The following is a 22,277-nucleotide window of genomic DNA, read 5'->3' on the forward strand; positions in this document are numbered from 1 at the left end:
TGAAATTCAATCAACAGATATATATTGATTAAAAACATTCTGGTTTTGTAGTGATTCTACATATATCATACCAACATTTAAGAAAAGAATTAAGATTTAACACGATCACCATCTCGCTCATACAATATAACCCACTGTTTGATAAACCATTGTGAATTTAAATAATTTAATTGATCGGGACCTAGCAATATTTATCTTCTGTTTTTTTAATTTTATAAGAGCCTAATTAAAAATTTATGAAAACACCAGCAAAAAAAGATACGCTGACAAGGGATAAGCTTTGGCTGCAGGAACCTGAAGACCACGACTTTCCTGCCGCACAGGATTATCTTGAACTTCTTTTCGACCCCGAAGAGGCAAAAGCAATCGTGGAACGGCTTAAAAAAGCAACCACCATTACCAAAAAGTCTAAAGACATTCTTAGGGCCAGCAAGCTGGATCTACTTCCGGAAACCAATATCCATGTTAAAGAAAATCTTAAAAAAGTGGAAAAAAGCAAAAAGCTTTCCCCTATTTTACTGGTAAGAGGTCAACAGGAATTAATTATTGCTGATGGTTATCACCGGTTATGCTGCAGCTACTATCTTACAGAAGATCTTGAAGTTCCATGCAGGTTAGTATAAAAAAAGGAAAAAAATAAAATCACCACATAATGAATTAAATCACATTATTAAAAAATACGCAAATAAAATCCTTTCAAAGACCCTGTTTTTACTAATTTTGCAAAAAAATTATTGAAAATAAGATATGATGAGAAAAAGTATTTTGATTTTTCTATTGGGAAGCCTTTTTATTAACGCACAGGTTGGTATCAATACAAGAACTCCTAACAGTACTTTAGCAGTGAACGGATCCATGGGAGCTGATTATAAGCAGATAACAGCAGCCAGCTACACACTTACTGCCACAGACCATTATGTGACCTATAACGGAACGACCAATACGACATTTACTCTTCCAGCAGTGGGGAGCGGAGCCTCAAGTTTTACGGGAAGAATCTATAAGATCAAAAATATTTCAACGTCTGCTATAACAATTCAGGCATCCGGTGGAAATACATTGAGAATAGACAATACACCGGTTTCTTCATTTGTAATTCCTACAGGAGCTTACGCGGAAGTGGTGAACAACAGTAATACTTCCGGGGGTACCTGGGATCTTTCATTTACGGTACTTCCAAAACCAAGCAATGTTGAAATCTATGGTGTTCAGTTATCAATTCCTCCGCACGGAGCAGGTAGTCCGGGGGTTAACGACTGGTCAAACCATACCAATACTTCTTACGATTCCGGAACAGGAACGGATGCCTGGTGGATCATCAGCAAATCATCTACAGCCAATGCACATACCGCATCATACTCTAATACAAGCAGAATGACTATTGTCTACGAATATCAGGGACCACCTTTCAATGTAAGCAATATGTATCCGATTCTTACAGCCGGAAATAACTCAAGTTATCCCGATGTATTTACCGCATCATTTGTGAGCCTTGCGAATAACGGAACTTCGGGAAAAACAAGGCTTACCGTATCTGTAGGGCGTATAGATTTTATTGGTGCAAACGGTTCCAACAACAGTAACTGGACAGGAACATTCTTATTAAATCTTCTGCTTGCCAGAAAGGTCTATTAATGATCACAAAAAGAATAAAAGAACAGATACCCATCTGTTTTTTTATTTTACATCCAAATATTAAATTCACACAAAAGTGATTTGATAAATATTATTATAAAAATTACATTAAATTAATGCATATAAGTTATTTTTTAATAATTTTACGCAACATAAATTAAAAATATTATTATGAAAAAATACTATTCAATTGTCTTGCTTTGGGGATTGTCATTGGGAGCACAGGTAGGTATTAATACTCCTATCCCAAATAGTACATTAGCGGTGAACGGATCCTTAGGAGCCAATTATAAGCAAGTAACCACAAACACTTACAGTATATTGGCAAATGACCACTACCTGACCTATAGTGGAACAGGTGACGCAACTTTTACGCTTCCTGTTATCGGAACCGGTACAGCCAGCTATACAGGTAGAATTTATAAGATTAAAAACATCTCGACTTCCAACATTACCCTCCAGGCGTCCAGTGGTAATACTTTAAGAATCGACAATACTCCGGTTTCCTCTTTTGTGATTCCGTTAGGTGCTTATGCTGAAGTGGTTAATAACAGTAACGCAACCGGTGGAACCTGGGATTTATCGTTTACGGTCCTTCCCAAACCAAGCAATGTGGAAATTTACGGTTCACAGCTATCTATTCCGCCTCATGGAAATGGAAGTCCGGGAGTTGCAGACTGGACTAATCATACCAATACTTCGTACGATACGGGAACCGGAACAGATATCTGGTGGGTCATCAGTAAGTCTTCTACAACCTATGCTCACACGGCCAGTTATTCTAATGCGAGCAGAATGACTATAATCTATGAATATCAGGGAACGCCCTTCAACGTAAATAATATGTACCCTATTCTTACTGCGGGAAATAATTCAAGTTTTCCCGATGTATTTACCGCATCATTTGTAAGTCTTGCCAATAATGGAACGGCAGGAAGAACCAGACTTACCGTTTCTGTTTCAAGAATTGATTTTATAGGAACTAACGGAGGCAATAACAGTAACTGGACAGGAACATTTTTACTGAATCTTTTATTGGCCAGAAAGTACTAAAGATTTAATCACCTATTTTTTAAAAGAGCAGGAATTCATTCTGCTCTTTTTTGTATATTTTATTTTTTTATCTGGACGGCGAGTGCATACTTTAGTTTTGATCTTTCTTTGGGAAGCCTGATTTTGATGGTATTTCCATTCCTGCTCCACTGAACTTTTGACGGAAGTCCCAGAACGGTCACTGATTGAGGATGAAAGGATTCAGGTACTTTAAAGGTCAATGTCCCGGGAGCCGTGTAGTCCGATTGCTCATTAAGGTGAAATACGTTGATGATATTTCCATCTTTAGACCGGGTATAATAAAAATCACCATCATGGTATGGCTGTACAGCTCTTGTTGAGAAAACCGCTGACTCGTTATTTTTCATCCAGCCTGCAATTTCTTCTAATCTTTCATACACTGTGGCATCATAATCACCATTCGGGCCGGGTGCAATATTCATCAGGTAATTTCCTCCTTTCGAAATAATTTTAACCAATGTTTCAATAATTTTCTGGGATGATTTATAATGATCGTTGGGAACATAGGAAAAAGAATCTCCCATGGTCATACAGCTTTCCCAGGGTATTGACATAGCCTGTTCGGGAATTGCCTGTTCGGGGGTAACGTAATTTTCCCACTTTCCGGAAACGGTACGGTCTACTACGATAATCCCCGGCTGGTTGTTCCGAACCATCGTTCCCACTTTATCCATATCAATATCCTGCTCCAGCTGTATTGCTCGTTGCCATTCTATTTTAGGATCAATTGTGTAAAAGGGCCGTACCCAGCCTCCATCCAGCCATAGGATATCTATTTTCCCATAACCGGAGGTTATTTCATTGAGCTGATTGAAAGTAAACTGCTTGAAATTGGCCCATTTTTCAGGATATTTCTTGGGATCATAATTGACATTTCTGTCTTTGGGAGGAAAATATGACCACCAATAATCATCGGAATGCCAATCGGGTTTAGAAAAGTATGCTCCGATTTTAAAACCGTCCTTCCTGAATGTATTGAAAATCTCTTTGGTAACGTCTGCTTTCGGATTTTTTGAAAAAGGTGTTTGGGGTGAAGTAATTTTATAGTCTGATTGCCGGGTATCAAACATCGCAAATCCATCATGATGTTTTGTGGTAAAGACAACATATTTCATTCCTGCATTTTTTGTTGCTTTTGCCCATTTTTCAGGATCAAACTTTATGGGATTAAAGGTTGTCCTAAGGTTTTCATAATTTTTCACATATTCATTGTATGATTTCCCATGTTCAGGTTTTCTCTGCGTCCAGGATTCATCTTCTGGGCATAAGCTCCAGCTTTCAACAACGCCCCACTGACTATAGGTTCCCCAATGCATAAATAAACCAAATTTCAAATCCTGCCATTGCTCCAAATTCTGAATAACCATCGGATCTGTAGGTTTCACATAGCCTTCAGAAACATTGTGAGCTTGTGCAAACAGTCCGGAACTGATGCAAATGGAAAATATTATAGTTTGGGCTTTTTGTCTTAGAGGCATGGTGGAATAATTTTCCACTAATTTAATTATCCTTATTCAATTGACCAATCTTAGCTTGTGAACAGTTTAAGAACTGCTATATCGAAGGTTTCATACGAAAATTGAAATCCGCTTTCAAGCAATTTCCCGGGAAATACATTGCGGCTTTTTAATAATAATTCAGTTTCTGTACCCATCAAGACGGATGCTATTTCCAGCTGCCAGACAGGAGTATTCAGTGCTATTGGCGCATTAACCTGTTTTCTTAGTTTCCTCATCATAGCTTCATTGGATATGGGATCCGGAGCGGTAACATTTATTGCCCCTGTAAGATCCTGATGACTGATCACCCATTCTACTGCCCTGCAAAAATCATCAATATGAATCCAGCTTACCATTTGATTTCCGCTTCCCTGTTTTCCACCTAATCCTAATTTGGTAATCATCTTTAATTTTGGAAAAGCACCTCCATTATTTCCTAAAACAATGGAAGTTCTGAGGGCTACTTTTCGTACTTCTTCATTTTTAGTTGTAAAAAATTCTTTCTCCCAGCTTTTACAGATATTCATCGAAAAATCATCTCCTATCATCCCGTTTTCCTCGGTATTCAAATGCTTTTCTGAATGTATATAGATGGTAGCAGAACTGGCATTCATCCAAATTTTAGGTTTTTGGGAACAGCTATCGATGGCTTCCTGTAATACTTTTGTACTTTCAATTCTTGAGGAGTAAATTTCCTGCTTATTTTTTTCATTATACCTGCAATCCACAGATTTCCCTGTAAGATTAATCAATACATCAGCATTTTCTAAGATATTTTGCCATTTCCCTACTGTTTTTGCATTCCAATAGATTTCGTTTTCACGACGAGGTTTTCGGGTAAGGATATAGACCCGGTTTCCTTTTTCTGTAAAATATTTTTCTAAATTTTCACCTAGAAATCCGGTACCTCCGGCTATGATTATTTTCATTATCTGAGTATTTAAAGTTTGTTGTACAATTAGGAATGTTTTATATCAAATACTATTACCAACAGCATTATTCAACTTATATATTTTTTTGTTCGAACTGCAATTTCAGAACCTTCTGCCAACATTACTGAAATGGGTTGCCGTTGGTTAAGGGTCTCAAAATCCCGGCCGTAAATTTTTCCAAAATCGATATCCAGCCGATGCTCTTTAACGGGATAGCAGCTCCATTGCGGATGACAGACTTCATATTGAGAAGTTGAGTTTTCTTTTTTGGTAAAGCCCCAATAATGTTCTGTAATAAATTCAAATTCGGAATCGATTTCCATCTGTTGTGCCTTATTTTCTGCTACAATTTCAATTGAATGCCAGCTTTTATCTTTCCAGGAGTATTGAATCAGTAATTCATCACCTTTTTCGTGAATTCTATTTTTCATAGGCATGGTATGATAATTTTCTTTGTATACTGAATTGGCTACAAAGCTTAAAGCCGGCTTAGGAACTATTTCTTTAATAAAAACGACACCTCTTTTCCATACTCCATTTTCTTTTTTCTTTACGTAAAACCTCAGATTTACTTCTTCAAAATTCCGGTGAAAAGGAATGGGAAGACCTAGCAATCTAGTGTTTAGAAACATAAACCCAACCAGACTGACATAGCATTTTCCTTTATAGAAATCTAATTCTGTCCCTGCGGGCAAATATTTCATTACAATGTGCGGATCAATTTCGTAATTTATGATAGCTAATTTTCGCCATTCGGCTTTTAAAAAATTCATAACGGTGTTTTTTGTATGTTTTGATGGTATTTTTTAAAAATTTTCATAACATTCACTTTATCCCAGCTTAGTCGACACTTGATGGTTCGTTATTTTTTCTGCTGTGATTTTTATTACCTCGTTTCTCTCGACAAGAAATCTTTTAAGATATCGGGTAAGGAAAAAGGTATTGAATAGTTTTCCTATTATTCCAAGCGGAGATTCAAATTCAAAAATGTCGATCATTAAAGTTTTATCTTTTATTACTTTAAAAATATGCTGGTGGTGAAGGGATTTAAAAGCTCCTTTCTGCATTACATCGGTAAAGCGGGAGGGTTTTTCCATACTGATGATTTGGGTTGTAAGGTTTTGATATATTCCTAAATGCTTTGCCCTCCAGGTTACCGTCTCCCCTTTTTCAATGAACCCGGAAGTACGGCCTGCAATTGCTTTTTCATGAGTTCCGGAGGTGGATTTCTGGTGCAGATCAATGCTTCTTGCCAAATCAAAAACAGTTTCCACATCAGCATGAATGAGGGTTTCTAAATAGATTCTTGACATGTTTAACTCAGTTTTATGTTACTTATTACCATTATAATCATTACCACGAGCGCTGTAAGTCTGAATAAAATCCATGAAATGGTAGGAAGGTAATTTAATTTTAAAATCTTACCTCTTCTGATATGTTCCAAGAACATCACAAAAACTACAATTCCGAAGTACATCGAATAGAATACAGGAGAAAAACCGGTGAGTAAAGCAGGAATCAGCAGAAATGTTCCGAGTAAAGAAACCGTCATCATATTTCCCAGATAATCCCAGAGTTTCTCTTTCAGATAAGTTTTCAGGAAAAGGGTCTGCCAAAGGATCTGGCCAAGACAAACGGATAGCTCTCTTCCAAAATTCTGTTCCAAGCCCAGTCCTAATTTTACAGAGAATATGCTTAAAATATATGCCGAGAAAAAAACGACAAAGGCAATATAAGCTATTCTGTATTTCAGATTAAAATCAGGAATGCAAGATTCTTCAGTATATTCTTTGGGAGAAGGAATAATCTGCTTTCGGTTGTAGGAAACAAAAGAATATAATCTTTTGAAAAACCAGTACAAAGGTGGCACCCGGGCTATTTTTGCCAATGTGGGGAATGAATTCCCAATGATCAGCAGAAGGCTGTCTAATCCGTATACGACTTTATTGTGATCATGATCGATCAGGGCAATTTCATTTTTGGCGCGGTCAAAGTCTATGAGATTTTTATTTCCGACCGATATTTCTGTAAAAGCTTCCCTGCCCTTTTCAGCAAGCATTCCGTACTGGGTAAAGCCTTTGGAATACAGGTTACACATCGGACATTCATTGTCGTAGATTAATGTATGGTTATTGAGCGTTTTCATTGTATTTTTATTTTAAAGATTAAGAAAATCTCCTCTTGTTCTCTTGTTTTGTGCCCGGAAAGTGAAATACATCCAGATCTTAAATATCAAAGTTTTCATATTTGATTTTTATGTCTTTGTTTAACGCATGTTTACGGCCTTTCAAAAACAGCAGCAGATTCAAAAGCATCATCAGGCCGAGATAAATAGAAAATCCACCAATCTTTTTGCTTAAAGCAACCACCAGCCTTTCTGTAGTTTCAATCTGAAAAAATTCAATTATACATAGAGCAAAGCCAATGTTTAACAGATAAAATCCGATTTTGAACAGAGAATTGGTTGCCATGGCAATGTCTTGTTTCTGATGAAAGATATCAATCATAAATGCTTTTGAATTTTTAAACAAAAACTGAGAAACTATGATCGTCAGGATGATCACAATGGGCAGATAGATCATGTACGCTGAGAAATTGTACGTTGTTGCTAAAACTGTAGTTGTCATCGTAGTATTATTTTAAGGTTAATTTCTTTCTCAAAAAATAGAGGGTAAAAATATTTACATAGTGGAGTGTACAAATGATCATCACAATACTTCCGATGCGGATTGCCAGTGTTGTAATGGCTTCTTCTATGGTATTGATTTTATCCCATACACTAAGACTAGCAGCGATATACCCCAAGTTGAACAGATAGTAGCATCCTAAAAGTATCCTGTTGATTGTAAGACAAAGGCTTTCATCGTGAAGCAAATATTTCAGATAGGTTTTTCCGGCATGATAACATCTCCTTCCCACATCAATTGTGATGTATGAGCTGATCAAAAGAAAAAGCAGATATGAAACAATATTAAACATTTTATAAATATTATATTTTCAATAATTTTTGAAAATTAAATTGAAATAAAAAAGGATTTTCATCCTCTTTCTATTTCAACAAGTTGGTAATTTTCCCCACCAGCCAATGATCGTCACTTTTAATCGCCAGATCCATAATATTATTGATCTTCCCGGTTACCGAGCTAAAATCTTCCATTAACTTGATGAATTCTTTTGCTCCCTCAGAGTCTTTGTCTTCAATATTTTTTAATTCTTCTAAAAAGGTAATAACGGGTTCTATTTCTCTTTTTCTGCGTTCCTTGGTGATTTGTTTAAAAAGATACCAGACATCTTTTTCCGCCACGAAATATTCTTTCCGGTCTCCTTTGATAAATTCTTTTCTTACGATTCCCCAGTCGATCAAAGCCCGGAGATTCATATTGGCATTTCCTCTTGAAATTTCCAGCTGCTCCATGACCTCATCCGTAGAAAGCGGTTTTTCACTTGCCAAAAGCAAAGCATGTACCTGCGCCATTGTACGATTGATGCCCCAATTGGTAGCAAACGTTCCCCAGGTCTGAATGTATTTTTCTTTAGCTTCTGAAAGTTGCATTATATTTCGTTTTTAAATTTCTAATACAAATATAATTATATTTTTTGAATTTTCAATAATTATTGAAAATTAATTTTCAAACAAGATCTGCCGCCTCGTGAATTGTTTTTTATTGTAGTGGCTGTCCTACATAAAAACAAAACATTCCTTTCCTGAGAAATAACTCCAAAATTAACTTAAGAGGGGATTATTGAATTTTCATACTCATATTTGCTTCTAATACTCATTATTTTAACAGCTTATTTATTCTTCTTATGCTATTTATTCACTTTTTTAGCAAAAAAAATCATTTTAAATTTAACCTTTGCCTCTGTAACAAATCTCTACTATTACCGACTATTAATACAAATAATCTTTTTATAGTAATGAAAAATGCGAAAATTGCATCATTACTTTTTGTTTTGTCTGCAGGAAGTATGATGTTTGCCCAAGATGACTTAATCAATAAGTTAAAAAACAACCACTCACAAAATGCTAATTTTCAGTTTACAACGCTCAAAGATGTTGGCGCTACTTCTGTAAAGAATCAGGGTTCATCAGGGACCTGCTGGAGTTATTCAGGAAATTCTTTCCTTGAGTCTGAAATGCAGAGAATGGGCAAAAAGCCTGTAGATCTTGCTGAAATTTTTACGGCAAGAAATTCTTACCACGATAAAGCGAAGTCATATGTTTTAAATAACGGAGCGATCAGTTGGGGTGACGGAGGAGAACTTCACGATGTAATCAACATGTACAAAAAGTACGGAGCTGTTCCCCAGGATGTTTATACCGGGCTAAAAGCCGGTCAGACGACCAACAATTTCAAAGAAATGCAGGGAAAATTAAAACCTGTGCTGGATAGTCTTGTTCAGGCTTCTTCGAAGGGAAAACTTTCAGACAACTGGATGGATTCTGTAGATGCTATTCTTGATGAATATTTAGGAAAAGTACCTGCCAACTTTACGTATGAGGGTAAAAATTACACGCCAAAAACATTTGCAAAAGAAGTAGTTGGGATCAATGCTGATGATTATGTAGAATTGTCTTCGTATAAAGACTATCCTTATTATCAGAAATTTGTAGTTCCGATTCCTGACAACTGGAGCCACGATTCAGACTGGAATGTTCCTATGAAAGATCTTACGGCCATCGTAGACAATGCGGTAACTAAAGGATACTCTGTAGGTTGGGCAACGGACGTTTCCGAGCCATATTTCTCATACAAAAACGGAGTAGCTTATGTTCCGGACATGGATCTTGACCAAATTACGGCAGACAATAAGCAAACTTTGTTTACGGAGCCTAAAAAGGATAAAACCATTACCGAAGACATGCGTCAGAAGGCTTTGAACAATCTTTCTACAACGGATGACCACGGGATGCACATCGTTGGTTTGGCAAAAGACCAGACCGGTAAAGAATATTATATGGTAAAGAATTCATGGGGAGTAACCAATGATTTTGCAGGTTACCTGTATGTAACAAGACCTTATGTAGAATATAAATCAACTGCTATTCTGGTTCACAAAAATGCGATTCCAAAGAATATTTTAAAACAGTTGAAACCAACTAAAAACATAGGCTTATAAAGAATCACTTCTGTCATTGTAAATATGGCAGTTTTAGATATTTAAATCTGTTGAAGCCCGCTCCCGGAAATTCCGGGAGCGGGCTTGTTTTTTATCAGTACCATAACAAGACAACGTGGAACTTCTTTTTTTAAATTTTTATTATTTAAAATCTGAAAAACCAGGAACAGGAACTTAATTCCTTACTTACCGATTTTTAATGCTAAAAAAACCGGCTTTCAGGAAATCCTGAAAGCCGATTCTTTAATAAATAGGTGAAAATTAAATATAAAATAAAGTGAATTATGATGATTAATGTAAATGACCAGTAGTCACCGATCTCTCAGATACCTAAAATTATGCTGTAATAAAAATACCAGAAATACAGCGACTCTAAGGTCTTACATTAAAATAAAACGCCCATACTTTCTGCTGAAAAGTCCAGAAGAGCCTCGGTATTTCCGTCTTTGATCTTCTGTACCCACTGATAATCCTGCAAAATAGCCCGCCCTACGGCAACAAGATCAAATTCTTCATGATCCAGCCTTCTGATCAGCTCCGTAAGATCTGTCTTTTCTGTTCCCTGCCCTGCAAAAGCATTAAGAAAATCTCCGTTCAATCCCACAGAACCTACTGTAATTGTTGGCTGTCCCGTAATTTTTTTTGCCCAACCTGCAAAGTTTAAGTCTGAACCTTCAAATTCCGGTTCCCAGAAACGTCTTTGTGAGCAATGGAAAATGTCTACTCCCGCTTCTTTTAAAGGTAGTAACCAGTCTTCCATCTCATTCGGAGTCAAGGCAAGTTTAGTCTTATAATCCTGCTGTTTCCATTGTGAAAGACGTATAATAATGGTAAAATCGTCTCCTACTGCTGCCCTGATTGCTTTAACGACTTCCACGGCAAACCTGCTTCTTTCTTTTAAGGTTTTTCCTCCATATTCATCAGTTCTTGTATTGGTTACCTCCCAAAAAAACTGATCAATAAGATAACCGTGCGCCCCATGAATTTCAAGACAATCAAAGCCAAGGTCTTTTGCTGCTTTTGCAGAAGATGCAAATTGGGCAATAGTATCCTGAATATCTTCTATCGTCATTGTAGAAGCTTTTTCCATTGCAACCAGAGGATAATCTTCGGACATTCTCGTATCTCCAACATGCCAAATCTGAGGTCCCATTTTACCTCCGTTCTGATGAACGGTATCGATTACGTTTTTCCAGCCACTCAAAGCTTCTTTACCGTAAAAATCAGGAATATTTTGCATATTTTTTGATCCCGGTCTGTTGATCACGGTACCTTCGGATAAAATTAATCCTACTTCTGAAGCAGCCCTTCTTCCGTAATAGTCTGCAATACTTTGCGTCGGAACGCCATTGTCAGACTGTGCTCTGGTCATCGGAGCCATTACGATTCTATTTTTAAGCTGTAAATTTTTATATTGAAACGGTTTAAATAATGAAGATGTGCTCATTTTTAAAATTTGTTTTGTAATTGTTACACAAAGTAACTAATAATAGTTTGTTTTTGTATCTTTTATTAAAAAAATAGTGGTAACTTCGCAGTAACTTACATTAGTAACATACAGGTAACGCTTGAAATCCAGATTTGATTTGGCCTTACTATAAATATCTGAGTATGAAAAAGAACGAATTAATGCAATACAGCTGTCCTTTAGGGAAAGCAATGGCTGCCCTGGGAAGCAAATGGAAACCTATTATTGTCTTAGTGATTAAAGACAGGAAACTGCGCTTTGGAGAGCTTGCGGTACGCATTAATGTCATTTCCAGAAAGGTATTGACTGATCAGTTGAGAGAAATGGAAACAGACGGACTTGTGATCCGCGAAGAATTTAAAGAATTGCCGCCTCGCGTGGAATATTCTCTTACTGAAAAGGGATTGGCACTACTTCCTATTTTATATTTACTGGAAGAATGGGAAGCCAAATACCAGGTGAAAGGATTGCACACCGATAAAGATTGTACTTTTTTGAATGAGGAGATGAAAAATAAAAAGGCTGTCAATGTTTGATAGCCTTTTACTTTGGATGGCACTTTCGAAAAGGTAAGTATATCACCAAAATGTAAGTCTATAGGTTCTGAAGTGTTTCTGATGCAAATTTGCGGAAAGAATTTCATTATGAATTACAAAGAAATTGCTAAAGAAACTATTGGTTATCTGTACAAAGCCCACACCAGCATCCGAAAATCCGGGATTGATGAAAGACTGATTGCCCTGGTAGAACTTCGGGTCTCCCAGATCAACGGTTGTGCTTATTGTTGCAGCTATCATGCAAAAGAACTTTCTAATTTTGGCATTGAACAGGATATCATCAACAGGCTTCCAGGCTGGAAATACACCAATGTCTTCAATGACCGGCAAAAGCTTGCTTTAGGCTGGGCAGAGGCTGTTCTGGACAATAAAGATTATGCTGTCATCAAAGAAAAATTAAAAGACCGTTTTACTGAACCTGAGATGGTAGAATTAACAGCAAGCATAACGCTGATGAATGCTTTGAATAAATTGCGGATTACACTCGCCGAAGAGGATTGATACCGCAACATTCAGTGCATACGGAAAAAAAGATGCGGGCTTTCAGAAATCTGAAAGCCCGCATCTTCTATCTTTAATCCCCATTAGAATATCGCAGGATATTTCTGAGGGTTTGCTTCATTGAACATTGCATAGATTTTTTCTACCATATCATCTGAAGACGGTTTACTGAAATAGTCACCATCACTTGCATAGGCAGGTCTGTGATCGTTCGCTGCAATCGTCAACGGATCTGAATCTAAGTATCTGAACGCTTTTTGCTTTTCTAAGATCTGCTGTAAGATAAATCCTGTTGTTCCTCCTTCCACATCTTCGTCAATTACTACCAATCTGTTTGTTTTCTTAACACTTTCAGCAATTTCGTGAGATAAATCGAAAGGAATTAGCGACTGAATATCAATCACTTCTGCAGAAATCCCTAGTTTTTCCAATTCATTAGCAGCTTCGGTTACTATTCTCCATGTAGATCCGTAAGTAACCAACGTTACGTCTGTACCTTCTTTGGTTACTTCAATTTTACCTACCGGAACAGTAAATTCCCCTAAGTTATCAGGTTGCTTTTCTTTCAATCTGTATCCGTTCAGACATTCTACAATGATTGCCGGCTCATCTGCCTGAAGCATTGTATTATAGAAACCTGCTGCTTTTGTCAGGTTTCTTGGAACCAATACTAAAATACCTTTTGACAGGTTCAGAATTCCCGCCATCGGAGAACCTGAATGCCAGATTCCTTCTAATCTGTGACCTCTTGTTCTGATGATCAGAGGTGCTTTCTGACCTCCTTTTGTTCTGTATTGAACAGTTGCAAGATCATCACTCATTCCCTGTAAACAGTACAGAACGTAGTCTAAGTACTGGATTTCAGCAATTGGTCTCAGCCCTCTCATTGCCATACCAATTCCCTGTCCAAGGATAGTAGCCTCACGGATTCCTGTATCAGCAATACGCAACGCACCATATTTTTCCTGCATTCCTTCCAGTCCCTGGTTAACATCACCGATATTTCCGGTATCTTCACCAAAGATCAGCGTTTCAGGATATTTTGAGAAAATTTTATCAAAATTATTTCTGATCACTACTCTACCATCTACATCTTCAGAACTGTCTGAATATACAGGTTTGATTTCTTTGATATTTTCAGCCTTCCACTGGGATTCTGAATACAGGTGAGAAGAATAGTTGTCTTTTTCAATTTCAGCTACTTCATTGTATTTCTGCATCAATTGGTTTCTTTCGGCAGAATTTGTTCCTCTTGTTGCCAATAAAGCTTTTCTTGCTAAATGGAAGACATCTTTTTTGGCTTTAGAAACCAATTTATTGAATTGGGTAATATACGTTTCTACCTCTGCATTCTGGCCTTTAAGATTTTCTACTAAAGGCAACACAGACTGAATTAATTCGCTGATTGCTTTCTGGTAATTATCCCAAGCTGTCTTTTGTCCTGCTTTTGCTTTCTTTTTTGCTTCTTCATCAATTGCATCCAGCTCTTCGGAAGTTGCAATGACTTCTTCTTTTCCGTCAATTTCGATCGAATAGTTTAAAATCCATTCTTTAAACTTTGCCAGTCCGTCAAACTCAGCTTCCCAAGCAAGGCGTTCTTCGTTTTTATATCTTTCATGAGACCCTGAAGTAGAGTGTCCCTGAGGCTGAGTAACATCCACAACGTGAACAACTACCGGAACGCTCTCGGTTCTTGCAAAATGTTCAGCCTTAGCATAAGCATCCAATAAAGCAGGATAATCCCAAGCTTTCACCTGGATAATTTCACATCCCTGATTTTGTCCTTCTTTTCTTTGGAAGCCGCTCAACATCTCACTGATATCAGCTTTTGCTCTCTGATTTTTTGTAGGTACTGAAATTCCGTACCCGTCATCCCAGATAGATACGATCATAGGAACCTGAAGTGCACATGCTGCGTTTAATGTTTCCCAGAAGTGTCCTTCTGCCGTGGAAGCATCTCCAATCGTTCCAAAGGCAATTTCATTACCATTTTTTGAAAACTTTTCAGAACCTTCAAATGTTACACTTTTATATATTGTAGAAGCCTGAGCCAGTCCTAATAATCTTGGCATTTGCCCGGCAGTCGGAGAAATATCTGAAGAAATATTTTTTTGTGCGGTAAGATCTTTCCAGCTTCCGTCTTCATGTAAACTTCTTGTTGCAAAGTGTCCGTTCATCTGTCTTCCCGCTGAAGCCGGCTCTCTTTCTACACTGGTATCTGCATACATCTGTGCAAAAAAGCTTTCCACAGTTAATGCATCAACGGCTAATGCAAATGTCTGATCCCTGTAATATCCAGAACGGAAGTCTCCATTTCTGAAAACCTTCGCCATCGCCAGTTGAGGAAGTTCTTTACCGTCCCCAAAAATTCCGAATTTAGCTTTTCCTGTGAGTACTTCTCTTCTTCCGAGATAAGACATCTCACGAGAGATCCTTCCTAACCTGTAGTCTTCAAGTATTTGATTTTTAAAATCTTGAAAGGATATTTGCTGTGTTTCAATATAGGTTGTTTGCATAGCTAAGTAAAAAAGTTTTTTAATCTTCAAGTATTTTGCTAATATACACTTTTTAAATTAATTTTAATTTTTAATAATCTTTTTTAAAAATTTGATAATAAAAAAAATTGTGCTTTATTTTGAAAAAAAATGTAAAGATGGAAAAAAAGTCACCCCACATTTTGAATGCATCCAGTAATCTTTTAGGTTTTTCGCTCATTATTATCACCTCACTGAAAATCGCTAAAATGAGTGAGAGCACGTATCTGGACGAATTTGCGGGGGTTGCCTGCATACTTTTCGCCTGTAGCTGCTGTTTTTCTTTTCTCGCTATCAGAACCCGTCATGAAAAGCGGGAATACACGTACGAGACTATTGCGGATTATTTATTTTTAACAGCTTTATTTTGTATAATTCTAGCTGTTATTATTGTAACCATGAAAATAATTTAATTAAAATCATCCTATTTATCAAATCAAAAACAGTCTAAAATTTTCAATTAGTTAAACAAAAATCAAATATTCAGTAAAAAAGCAAGTAAAATAGAATTACAACTCACATTTTAATGAAATATTTGTTTTTATTATATCAGATTGGTAATTTATTTCAATATTATAAAAAAATTACAAATGAGTAAGATCCGCATTGGTAAGGCATTTTACTATTCAATCAACCCGGCAATTATATGATCATAAAAAAACGGAATGAGTACATTCCGTTTTTTATTTATATTAATTTTAAAATTTTCTTTCAATAACGTAATCCAACATGTTGTATAAGGATTTTCTTGCTTCGGAATCTGGAAATTCATTCAAAATATCCTTAGCTTTTTGTTGGAAATCCTTCATGACTGTAATGGCGTACTCCAATCCGCCTGAGGCTTTAACAAACTCTATAAGCTCTTTTACACGTTTCGGATTGGTATTATAACGCCTTATGGTATCAAAATAATACTTTCTGTCTTTCTCACCGGCATTTTTCAAAGTATAAATTAAAGGCAATGTCATTTTCTGCTCTTTAATATCGATACCTACCGGTTTACCGATAACGTTTGAGCTTAGATAATCAAAAAGATCGTCTTTAATCTGGAATGCCATTCCGGTATAGGTTCCGAAATCCTGCATTTTCTTGGCCATCACTTCATCTGTACTGTTTGACAGTACTCCTATTTCACAACATGCCGCAATTAAAGTAGCTGTTTTCTGACGGATAATTTCGTAATACACATCTTCCGTAATATCCAGTTTTCTGGCCTTTTCAAGCTGCAGGAGTTCACCTTCCGACATTTCACGGATGGTTCTTGAAATAACGCCAAGCAAGTCGTAATCTTTATGGTCTGTAGATAATAATACTGATTTCGATAAAAGATAATCGCCTACTAAAACGGCAATCTTATTTTTCCACAAAGCATTAATGGAGAAAAAGTTACGACGTTTAAAACTCTCATCCACGACATCATCATGCACAAGGGTTGCCGTGTGAATCAATTCAATCATGGAAGCTCCACGATATGTTTTTTCGGTCACCTCTCCTACCAGTTTGGCACAAAGAAATACAAACATAGGACGCATTTGTTTCCCTTTGGTGGTAACAATAAAACGGGTTACTTTATCTAATAAAGGGACTTTACTCTGCATTGATTCATAAAACTTCTGCTCGAAAAGTTTCATTTCCTCATTGATCGGTTGCTTGATATCTTCTACAATGTTTGCCACTATCTGCGAATGATGGATGAATAATTATTACTTCTCACAAAGATAATTTTTTTAGTTCAATTTTACAGGAAAATTAATCTTTGAGTTTCTCTTTTGGGATAAAATAAAAATAAGGTTTCGTTCTTCCTAATGAAGACCTGAACTTTTCTCCTGATATATAAATTCCGCTATCATCTACGGCAATCCCTTCAATTTGTCCTATTGACAGAGCACTTCCCAAATAATAATGTTTGGGATTTTCCTTAAAAAAGATTCCCGGTTCTGTTTCTTCAAAGATATCTAAAAAGACTTCCGTTTTTTTGGTATATCCTACCAGATACAGCTTTTTCCCGAAGTAGGCAGCGTCTGTTACCACAAAATTCGTCTTGTAGCTTTCTACTTTTACTGCTCCTTGCTTTTCATAGGTATCAGGATCAAGGGTATAATGAGTCGTGGCTTTTGAAGCCCATTCTTTGGTAAAAAGATGAATTTTTGCATTGGTATATATCATTGCTTCCGCGTCAAAATCTGTTTTATAATAATTAGAAATGTAGTCGGTCTGCTCCGGGTAATGGAATGGTATTTCCTTGATATGACTGTTTTGTACACTGTCATTTTGAAACGGTACTTTAAAAATCTTAAGATGCTTTCTGCTTCCGTCATTATTTCCAACATCGCCAATATAGAAATTCGTCCCGTCGTTAGTTAAGGCTTCCCAATCCGTATTTTTGGCATTTACCTGTAAGGTTTTCAGGATTTCGCCTGAGGTTTTACTAATTTCAAACAATTCCGGATTGTTTCCGCTGTCATTAAAGGTATACAACTTTCCATTCAAAATATTCAACCCGGATGTTTCCTGGATTTTATCATCTAAAGAGCCAACTCTGTATTTTTTTATTTTGAGGAAATCAGCCTGTTGGGAAAATAAGGTTTGAAAAGTAATAACAGTGAGAAGCAGAAGAATTTTTTTCATCATGCAAAAATAAGGCTTTAAGATGAAATACGAAGACGATTCAGTGCAAATGATCAGAGAAGGCACAGAGCGATGAACCCCTCCCTTTATATGTATTTTCATTGTCATAAACTATTTTTTCATCCATAGAAAACGGGCCACAAAAGCCCGTCTTCTCTATAGTTTTTTATTAATGTAATTTTTGAAATTAAGCAATTTTCTTATCTTTTTGGTTCTCCTGCTGTTCTTTCTTTTTGGCCTGCCTTGCAAAATATTCCCTTTGATATTGTCTTACAGTTTTTCCTGTTCCGTCGTGTCTCCAGCCCGGTGAATTGAAAATGTAATTGATCCTGTCTGTAAATTTTAAGCCAGGTTGCTTAAGGTCTTTCCATATTTTCCTCCATTCATAAAAAAGCACCGTATCCGGTCTGTTATCCGGCATTTTAGGGTAAATACCATATTTAACAGGGACATTAGGATCTTCTTTTTCAAAAGTTCCGAATATTTTATCCCATATAATCAGACACATTCCCATGTTCTTATCCAGGTATTTTACATTACATGCATGGTGTACACGGTGGTGGGAAGGAGTTACCAGAATATGCTCTAAAAACCCCATTTTTTTCACAGTCTGTGTATGTACCCATGTACCATATACCTGTCCGATAGCGTACGCAACCATGATATGCCACGGATTAAACCCTAAAAAAGCTAACGGCGAAAAGTATAAATATCTGTAAAGCGGTTGCAATACAGGACTTCTGAAACCTGTTGTAAGGTTAAAAAATTCTGAACTGTGATGCGTAATGTGTACTGCCCAGAAAGCCCTGGAACGATGATCTACATAATGCAATACGTAGTAAGCAAAGTCTGTGATAATAAAACAAGCTAAGAGATACCAGATACTTAAATCCCAGGAGAAGATCTTGTGGTGATAAAAGAAAAACATTACCCCCATTGCAAAGGCCTTCATGATAAGGTCAAGGCCAAAATTCATCAAAGCCAGATAAATATTCGTGGCAAGGTCTTTACCGCTGTATAATTTAGCTTCGGAAACATGGCTATAAATCATTTCAGCTAAAATAACCGTAGCATGTAGAGGCACAGCCCATGCATACACAGTTTCTAACCCGTCCTCGCTCATAAGAAAATCCATCATCATAAATAATTTTATGCAAAGGTAGGATTTTAACTTATTCTTTAAGAGAATTTTAAGCTTTTTTTAAGGAAATTTTAATCAGTTGTCTTGTTGGCCAATTGCCCACAGGCAGCGTCAATATCGCCACCACGACTTCTTCTGACCATTACCGTGATGCCTGCATTTTCAAGCTGTCGGATATAGTTTTCTTCCGCTTGTTTGTTACACTGGTCATATTTTCCGTCGCCAATAGGATTGTATTGAATAAGGTTCACTTTAGAAGGCACCTGTTTACAGTATCTGATCAAAGCTTTGATATCTTCATCCCCGTCATTGATCCCTTTCCATACACAGTATTCGAAAGTGATCACCGAACCGGTTTTCTGATACCAGTATTGAAGAGCTTCCATAATTTCGGTTAATGGAAACTTATCGGAAAACGGCATGATTTCATTACGCTTTGATTCGATTGCGGAGTGAAGTGACAAAGCCAGTTTTACTCGCAATTCTTCATCAGCAAGCATTTTCATCATTTTGGGTATCCCGGATGTTGAAACGGTAATTCTTCTTGGAGACATTCCCAATCCTTCGGGTTGGGTAATCTTTCTGATGGCTTCCACCACGTTTTTGTAATTCATCATCGGCTCTCCCATTCCCATAAATACGATATTGGAAAGCGGCCTGTCGAAATACATTTTACTCTGGCTGTCAATCAATGCGACCTGATCTACAATCTCAGCAACTTCAAGGTTTCTCATCCTTTTCAGTCTTGCTGTGGCGCAGAATTCGCAATTTAAAGAACAGCCTACCTGTGAGGAAACACAAGCTGTAGTCCTTGTTTCTGTAGGGATAAGAACAGATTCTACCAATAATCCGTCATGAAGTTTCACTCCGTTTTTGATGGTCCCGTCGGTGCTTTTTTGAAGCAGGTCTACGGAAACAGGATTAATGGTATACTCTTCTGAAATCTTTTCACGAAGAGATTTCGAAAGATTCGTCATCTCATCAATCGAATGGAGGTTTTTACTCCATAGCCAGTCATAGACCTGTTTCGCACGAAACGGCTTTTCTCCTAAAGATACAAAGTAGTCTTTAAGCTGGTCCAGTGATAATATACGGATATCTTTCATTGTAAGGTTTTAGATTTCAGGCTTCAGGTCACAGGTAACTAGTACCTGCAACCTATTGACCTAATATCTTTTTATAAAATTAACATTGCGTCACCGTAAGAATAGAATTTGTATTTTTCTTTTACGGCTTCTTCATAAGCATGCATTACAAAATCTCTTCCTGCAAAGGCTGCAATCATCATCAATAATGTTGATTTTGGCGTGTGGAAGTTTGTGATCATTGAGTTGGCTACACCAAAATCGTGAGGAGGATAAATGAATTTATTGGTCCATCCGTTGAAAGCAGAGATTTTTTTGTTTGAAGAAACAGAAGTTTCCAATGCTCTCATGGTAGTAGTACCTACAGCACAAACTCTTCTGTGAGCTTCTACTGCCTTGTTGATGATCTCAGCATTTTTTTCATCGATGATGATTTCTTCAGATTCCATTTTGTGTTTAGAAAGATCTTCCACCTCGATTGGGTTGAAAGTTCCTAAACCTACGTGAAGAGTCACCTCAGCAAAATCGATTCCTTTGATCTCTAATTTTTTCATCAAGTGTTTAGAGAAGTGTAAACCTGCTGTAGGAGCAGCTACTGCGCCTTCCACTTTTGCATAAATCGTCTGATATCTTTCTGCATCTTCCGGCTCTACCGCTCTTTTGATATATTTCGGAAGTGGAGTTTCTCCCAATTCCTTCAATTTTGTTCTGAATTCTTCGTATGAACCGTCGAATAAGAATCTTAATGTTCTTCCTCTTGAAGTAGTATTGTCAATAACTTCCGCTACCAACGATTCATCTTCAGTAAAGAATAATTTGTTACCAATTCTGATTTTTCTTGCCGGATCAACCAATACATCCCAAACACGCGTTTCTTTATCAAGCTCTCTTAAAAGGAAAACTTCAATTTTAGCCCCGGTTTTTTCTTTATTTCCGTAAAGACGGGCAGGGAAAACCTTCGTATTGTTGAAGATGAAAAGATCACTCTCATCAAAATAATCCACTACATCTTTGAATAATTTGTGCTCGATAGTTTCTGTTTTTCTATCAAGAACCATTAATCTGGCTTCGTCTCTGTGCTCTGATGGGTGTTCTGCTAATAATTCCGCAGGAAGATCAAAATTAAAATCTGATGTTTTCATTTTTTAAATTACGGTTTAAAAATTATTGAAATTACATAGTGTAATTTTCGGAGTGCAAATATACGACATTCAACACCCCTTTGTCAAGTATTATTTACAACCAAATCTAAAACCGTGATTACACGGTGGTTTCAATCAAAAAAAAGGCTTATTTTGGTGTCCCGAAAAAAATAAGTATTGAAATTGATGAGCAGAATTCGAATTCTGAAGATGCAATACTTTGACAAAGGAAAACATAAAGACAAAACAATCTATATAATTATGAGCAAGTATTCAATTGAAGCGTTTATCAACGAAACAAAAGAGAATCCACAGCAAAGAGACTATTTTGAGCTGGAAACCAAGCATCTTCTGGAAATCAACCTGAATAACCAGGCGGTATGGACTAAAAGAGGAAGCATGGTAAGCTATGTGGGAAATATCAATTTTGAAAGACAGGGAATGCTGTCCGGAGGCATCGGAAATCTTTTAAAGAAGGCCATCAGCGGTGAAGGGAGTAAACTGATGAAAGCAGAAGGCAGCGGAAAATTGTATGTAGCTGATTCAGGAAAAAAAGTCCGCATTCTCTATCTGAATAATGAATCGGTGTGTGTGAACGGAAATGATGTGCTGGCTCATGAACAGAGTGTAAAAAGTGATATTACCATGCTTAAAAGTATTGCGGGAATGATGTCCGGCGGTCTTTTCCAGGTAAAACTTTCCGGGACCGGACATATTGCCATTACAACGCATGGAGATCCTCTGACGCTGCTTGTCACTCCTGATACTCCTGTTTTCACTGATCCTAATGCTACCGTGGCATGGTCCGGAAATCTGAGTCCTGAGCTTAAAACAAATGTTTCTTTCAAAAGCCTTATCGGAAGAGGAAGCGGTGAAGAATTTCAGATGAAATTTTCAGGACACGGATGGGTTCTGATTCAGCCATATGAAGAAGTATATTTTATGGAAAAATAAAGCTTC

The 22,277-nt window shown here is 37.0% G+C and carries 22 protein-coding genes; 7 read left to right on the forward strand and 15 right to left on the reverse strand.

Annotated elements, in window-relative coordinates; all coding sequences use genetic code 11:
- Positions 1 to 236: 236 nt before the first annotated feature.
- The 3 genes from M030_RS0114865 to M030_RS25000 all read left to right on the forward strand — a co-directional run bounded on the left by M030_RS0114865 (position 237) and on the right by M030_RS25000 (position 2,688).
- The gene (locus tag M030_RS0114865; RefSeq protein ID WP_034722716.1) at positions 237 to 623 is read left to right on the forward strand and encodes a hypothetical protein; all 387 of its coding nucleotides are present in this window, start codon (positions 237 to 239) and stop codon (positions 621 to 623) included.
- Between the two features lie 127 nt (positions 624 to 750).
- Positions 751 to 1,635, forward strand: a complete 885-nt coding sequence (locus M030_RS0114870; protein WP_027374222.1) for a hypothetical protein — start codon at positions 751 to 753, stop codon at positions 1,633 to 1,635.
- Positions 1,636 to 1,806: 171 nt separating this feature from the next.
- Positions 1,807 to 2,688, forward strand: coding sequence for a hypothetical protein (locus M030_RS25000; protein WP_027374223.1), 882 nt, complete (start codon positions 1,807 to 1,809; stop codon positions 2,686 to 2,688).
- Between the two features lie 59 nt (positions 2,689 to 2,747).
- Here M030_RS25000 and M030_RS0114880 read toward each other — a convergent pair whose 3' ends face one another.
- The 8 genes from M030_RS0114880 to M030_RS0114915 all read right to left on the reverse strand — a co-directional run bounded on the left by M030_RS0114880 (position 2,748) and on the right by M030_RS0114915 (position 8,693).
- Entirely contained in the window at positions 2,748 to 4,187 is a 1,440-nt protein-coding gene (locus tag M030_RS0114880; RefSeq protein WP_027374224.1) for an alpha-L-fucosidase, read from the reverse strand.
- A gap of 50 nt (positions 4,188 to 4,237) precedes the next feature.
- Entirely contained in the window at positions 4,238 to 5,137 is a 900-nt protein-coding gene (locus M030_RS0114885) for a TIGR01777 family oxidoreductase (protein WP_081806343.1), read from the reverse strand.
- 71 nt (positions 5,138 to 5,208) lie between these two features.
- Positions 5,209 to 5,913, reverse strand: a complete 705-nt coding sequence (locus tag M030_RS0114890) for a YqjF family protein (protein ID WP_027374226.1) — start codon at positions 5,911 to 5,913, stop codon at positions 5,209 to 5,211.
- Positions 5,914 to 5,970: 57 nt separating this feature from the next.
- The gene (locus tag M030_RS0114895) at positions 5,971 to 6,453 is read right to left on the reverse strand and encodes an SRPBCC family protein (protein WP_027374227.1); all 483 of its coding nucleotides are present in this window, start codon (positions 6,451 to 6,453) and stop codon (positions 5,971 to 5,973) included.
- A 2-nt stretch (positions 6,454 to 6,455) separates the two neighbouring features.
- Entirely contained in the window at positions 6,456 to 7,286 is an 831-nt protein-coding gene (locus M030_RS0114900) for a DCC1-like thiol-disulfide oxidoreductase family protein (protein ID WP_027374228.1), read from the reverse strand.
- Between the two features lie 79 nt (positions 7,287 to 7,365).
- On the reverse strand, positions 7,366 to 7,767 hold the full coding sequence (locus M030_RS0114905; RefSeq protein WP_034722721.1) for a hypothetical protein: 402 nt from the start codon (positions 7,765 to 7,767) through the stop codon (positions 7,366 to 7,368).
- Positions 7,768 to 7,774: 7 nt separating this feature from the next.
- Entirely contained in the window at positions 7,775 to 8,119 is a 345-nt protein-coding gene (locus tag M030_RS0114910; RefSeq protein ID WP_034722722.1) for a hypothetical protein, read from the reverse strand.
- Positions 8,120 to 8,189: 70 nt separating this feature from the next.
- Positions 8,190 to 8,693: a GbsR/MarR family transcriptional regulator gene (locus M030_RS0114915; protein ID WP_027374231.1), complete on the reverse strand. Its 504-nt coding sequence runs from the start codon at positions 8,691 to 8,693 to the stop codon at positions 8,190 to 8,192.
- A gap of 365 nt (positions 8,694 to 9,058) precedes the next feature.
- Between M030_RS0114915 and M030_RS0114920 the strand changes: the two genes are divergently transcribed.
- The gene (locus M030_RS0114920) at positions 9,059 to 10,261 is read left to right on the forward strand and encodes an aminopeptidase C (protein WP_027374232.1); all 1,203 of its coding nucleotides are present in this window, start codon (positions 9,059 to 9,061) and stop codon (positions 10,259 to 10,261) included.
- A gap of 385 nt (positions 10,262 to 10,646) precedes the next feature.
- On the opposite strand, the gene M030_RS0114925 is transcribed toward M030_RS0114920, so the two are convergent.
- Entirely contained in the window at positions 10,647 to 11,708 is a 1,062-nt protein-coding gene (locus tag M030_RS0114925; RefSeq protein WP_027374233.1) for an NADH:flavin oxidoreductase, read from the reverse strand.
- 164 nt (positions 11,709 to 11,872) lie between these two features.
- Between M030_RS0114925 and M030_RS24265 the strand changes: the two genes are divergently transcribed.
- Complete coding sequence (locus M030_RS24265; RefSeq protein ID WP_034722724.1) at positions 11,873 to 12,265, forward strand: winged helix-turn-helix transcriptional regulator; 393 nt, start codon at positions 11,873 to 11,875, stop codon at positions 12,263 to 12,265.
- A gap of 108 nt (positions 12,266 to 12,373) precedes the next feature.
- Positions 12,374 to 12,787, forward strand: coding sequence for a carboxymuconolactone decarboxylase family protein (locus M030_RS0114935; RefSeq protein ID WP_027374234.1), 414 nt, complete (start codon positions 12,374 to 12,376; stop codon positions 12,785 to 12,787).
- Positions 12,788 to 12,870: 83 nt separating this feature from the next.
- On the opposite strand, the gene M030_RS0114940 is transcribed toward M030_RS0114935, so the two are convergent.
- From M030_RS0114940 to queA, 6 genes are all read right to left on the reverse strand, one after another.
- Positions 12,871 to 15,303 carry a thiamine pyrophosphate-dependent enzyme gene (locus M030_RS0114940; RefSeq protein ID WP_027374235.1) on the reverse strand — a complete coding sequence of 811 codons (2,433 nt, stop codon included), beginning with the start codon at positions 15,301 to 15,303 and terminating at the stop codon, positions 12,871 to 12,873.
- 716 nt (positions 15,304 to 16,019) lie between these two features.
- Positions 16,020 to 16,997 (reverse strand): polyprenyl synthetase family protein, encoded by a 978-nt coding sequence (locus M030_RS0114950; RefSeq protein ID WP_027374236.1) that lies wholly within the window; start codon positions 16,995 to 16,997, stop codon positions 16,020 to 16,022.
- A gap of 73 nt (positions 16,998 to 17,070) precedes the next feature.
- Complete coding sequence (locus tag M030_RS0114955; RefSeq protein WP_027374237.1) at positions 17,071 to 17,952, reverse strand: hypothetical protein; 882 nt, start codon at positions 17,950 to 17,952, stop codon at positions 17,071 to 17,073.
- A gap of 184 nt (positions 17,953 to 18,136) precedes the next feature.
- Complete coding sequence (locus M030_RS0114960) at positions 18,137 to 19,084, reverse strand: sterol desaturase family protein (protein ID WP_394363820.1); 948 nt, start codon at positions 19,082 to 19,084, stop codon at positions 18,137 to 18,139.
- A gap of 77 nt (positions 19,085 to 19,161) precedes the next feature.
- Positions 19,162 to 20,196 carry a 23S rRNA (adenine(2503)-C(2))-methyltransferase RlmN gene (rlmN, locus tag M030_RS0114965; protein WP_027374239.1) on the reverse strand — a complete coding sequence of 345 codons (1,035 nt, stop codon included), beginning with the start codon at positions 20,194 to 20,196 and terminating at the stop codon, positions 19,162 to 19,164.
- 71 nt (positions 20,197 to 20,267) lie between these two features.
- A complete protein-coding gene (gene queA, locus M030_RS0114970) occupies positions 20,268 to 21,317 on the reverse strand; it encodes a tRNA preQ1(34) S-adenosylmethionine ribosyltransferase-isomerase QueA (protein ID WP_027374240.1) in 1,050 nt (349 codons plus the stop codon).
- Between the two features lie 261 nt (positions 21,318 to 21,578).
- Here queA and M030_RS0114980 point away from each other — a divergent pair, with 261 nt between their 5' ends.
- Positions 21,579 to 22,271, forward strand: a complete 693-nt coding sequence (locus tag M030_RS0114980; RefSeq protein WP_027374241.1) for an AIM24 family protein — start codon at positions 21,579 to 21,581, stop codon at positions 22,269 to 22,271.
- The last annotated feature ends 6 nt before the right edge of the window (positions 22,272 to 22,277 follow it).

Source organism: Chryseobacterium sp. UNC8MFCol (genome assembly GCF_000482305.1).
Classification (GTDB): domain Bacteria; phylum Bacteroidota; class Bacteroidia; order Flavobacteriales; family Weeksellaceae; genus Chryseobacterium; species Chryseobacterium indologenes.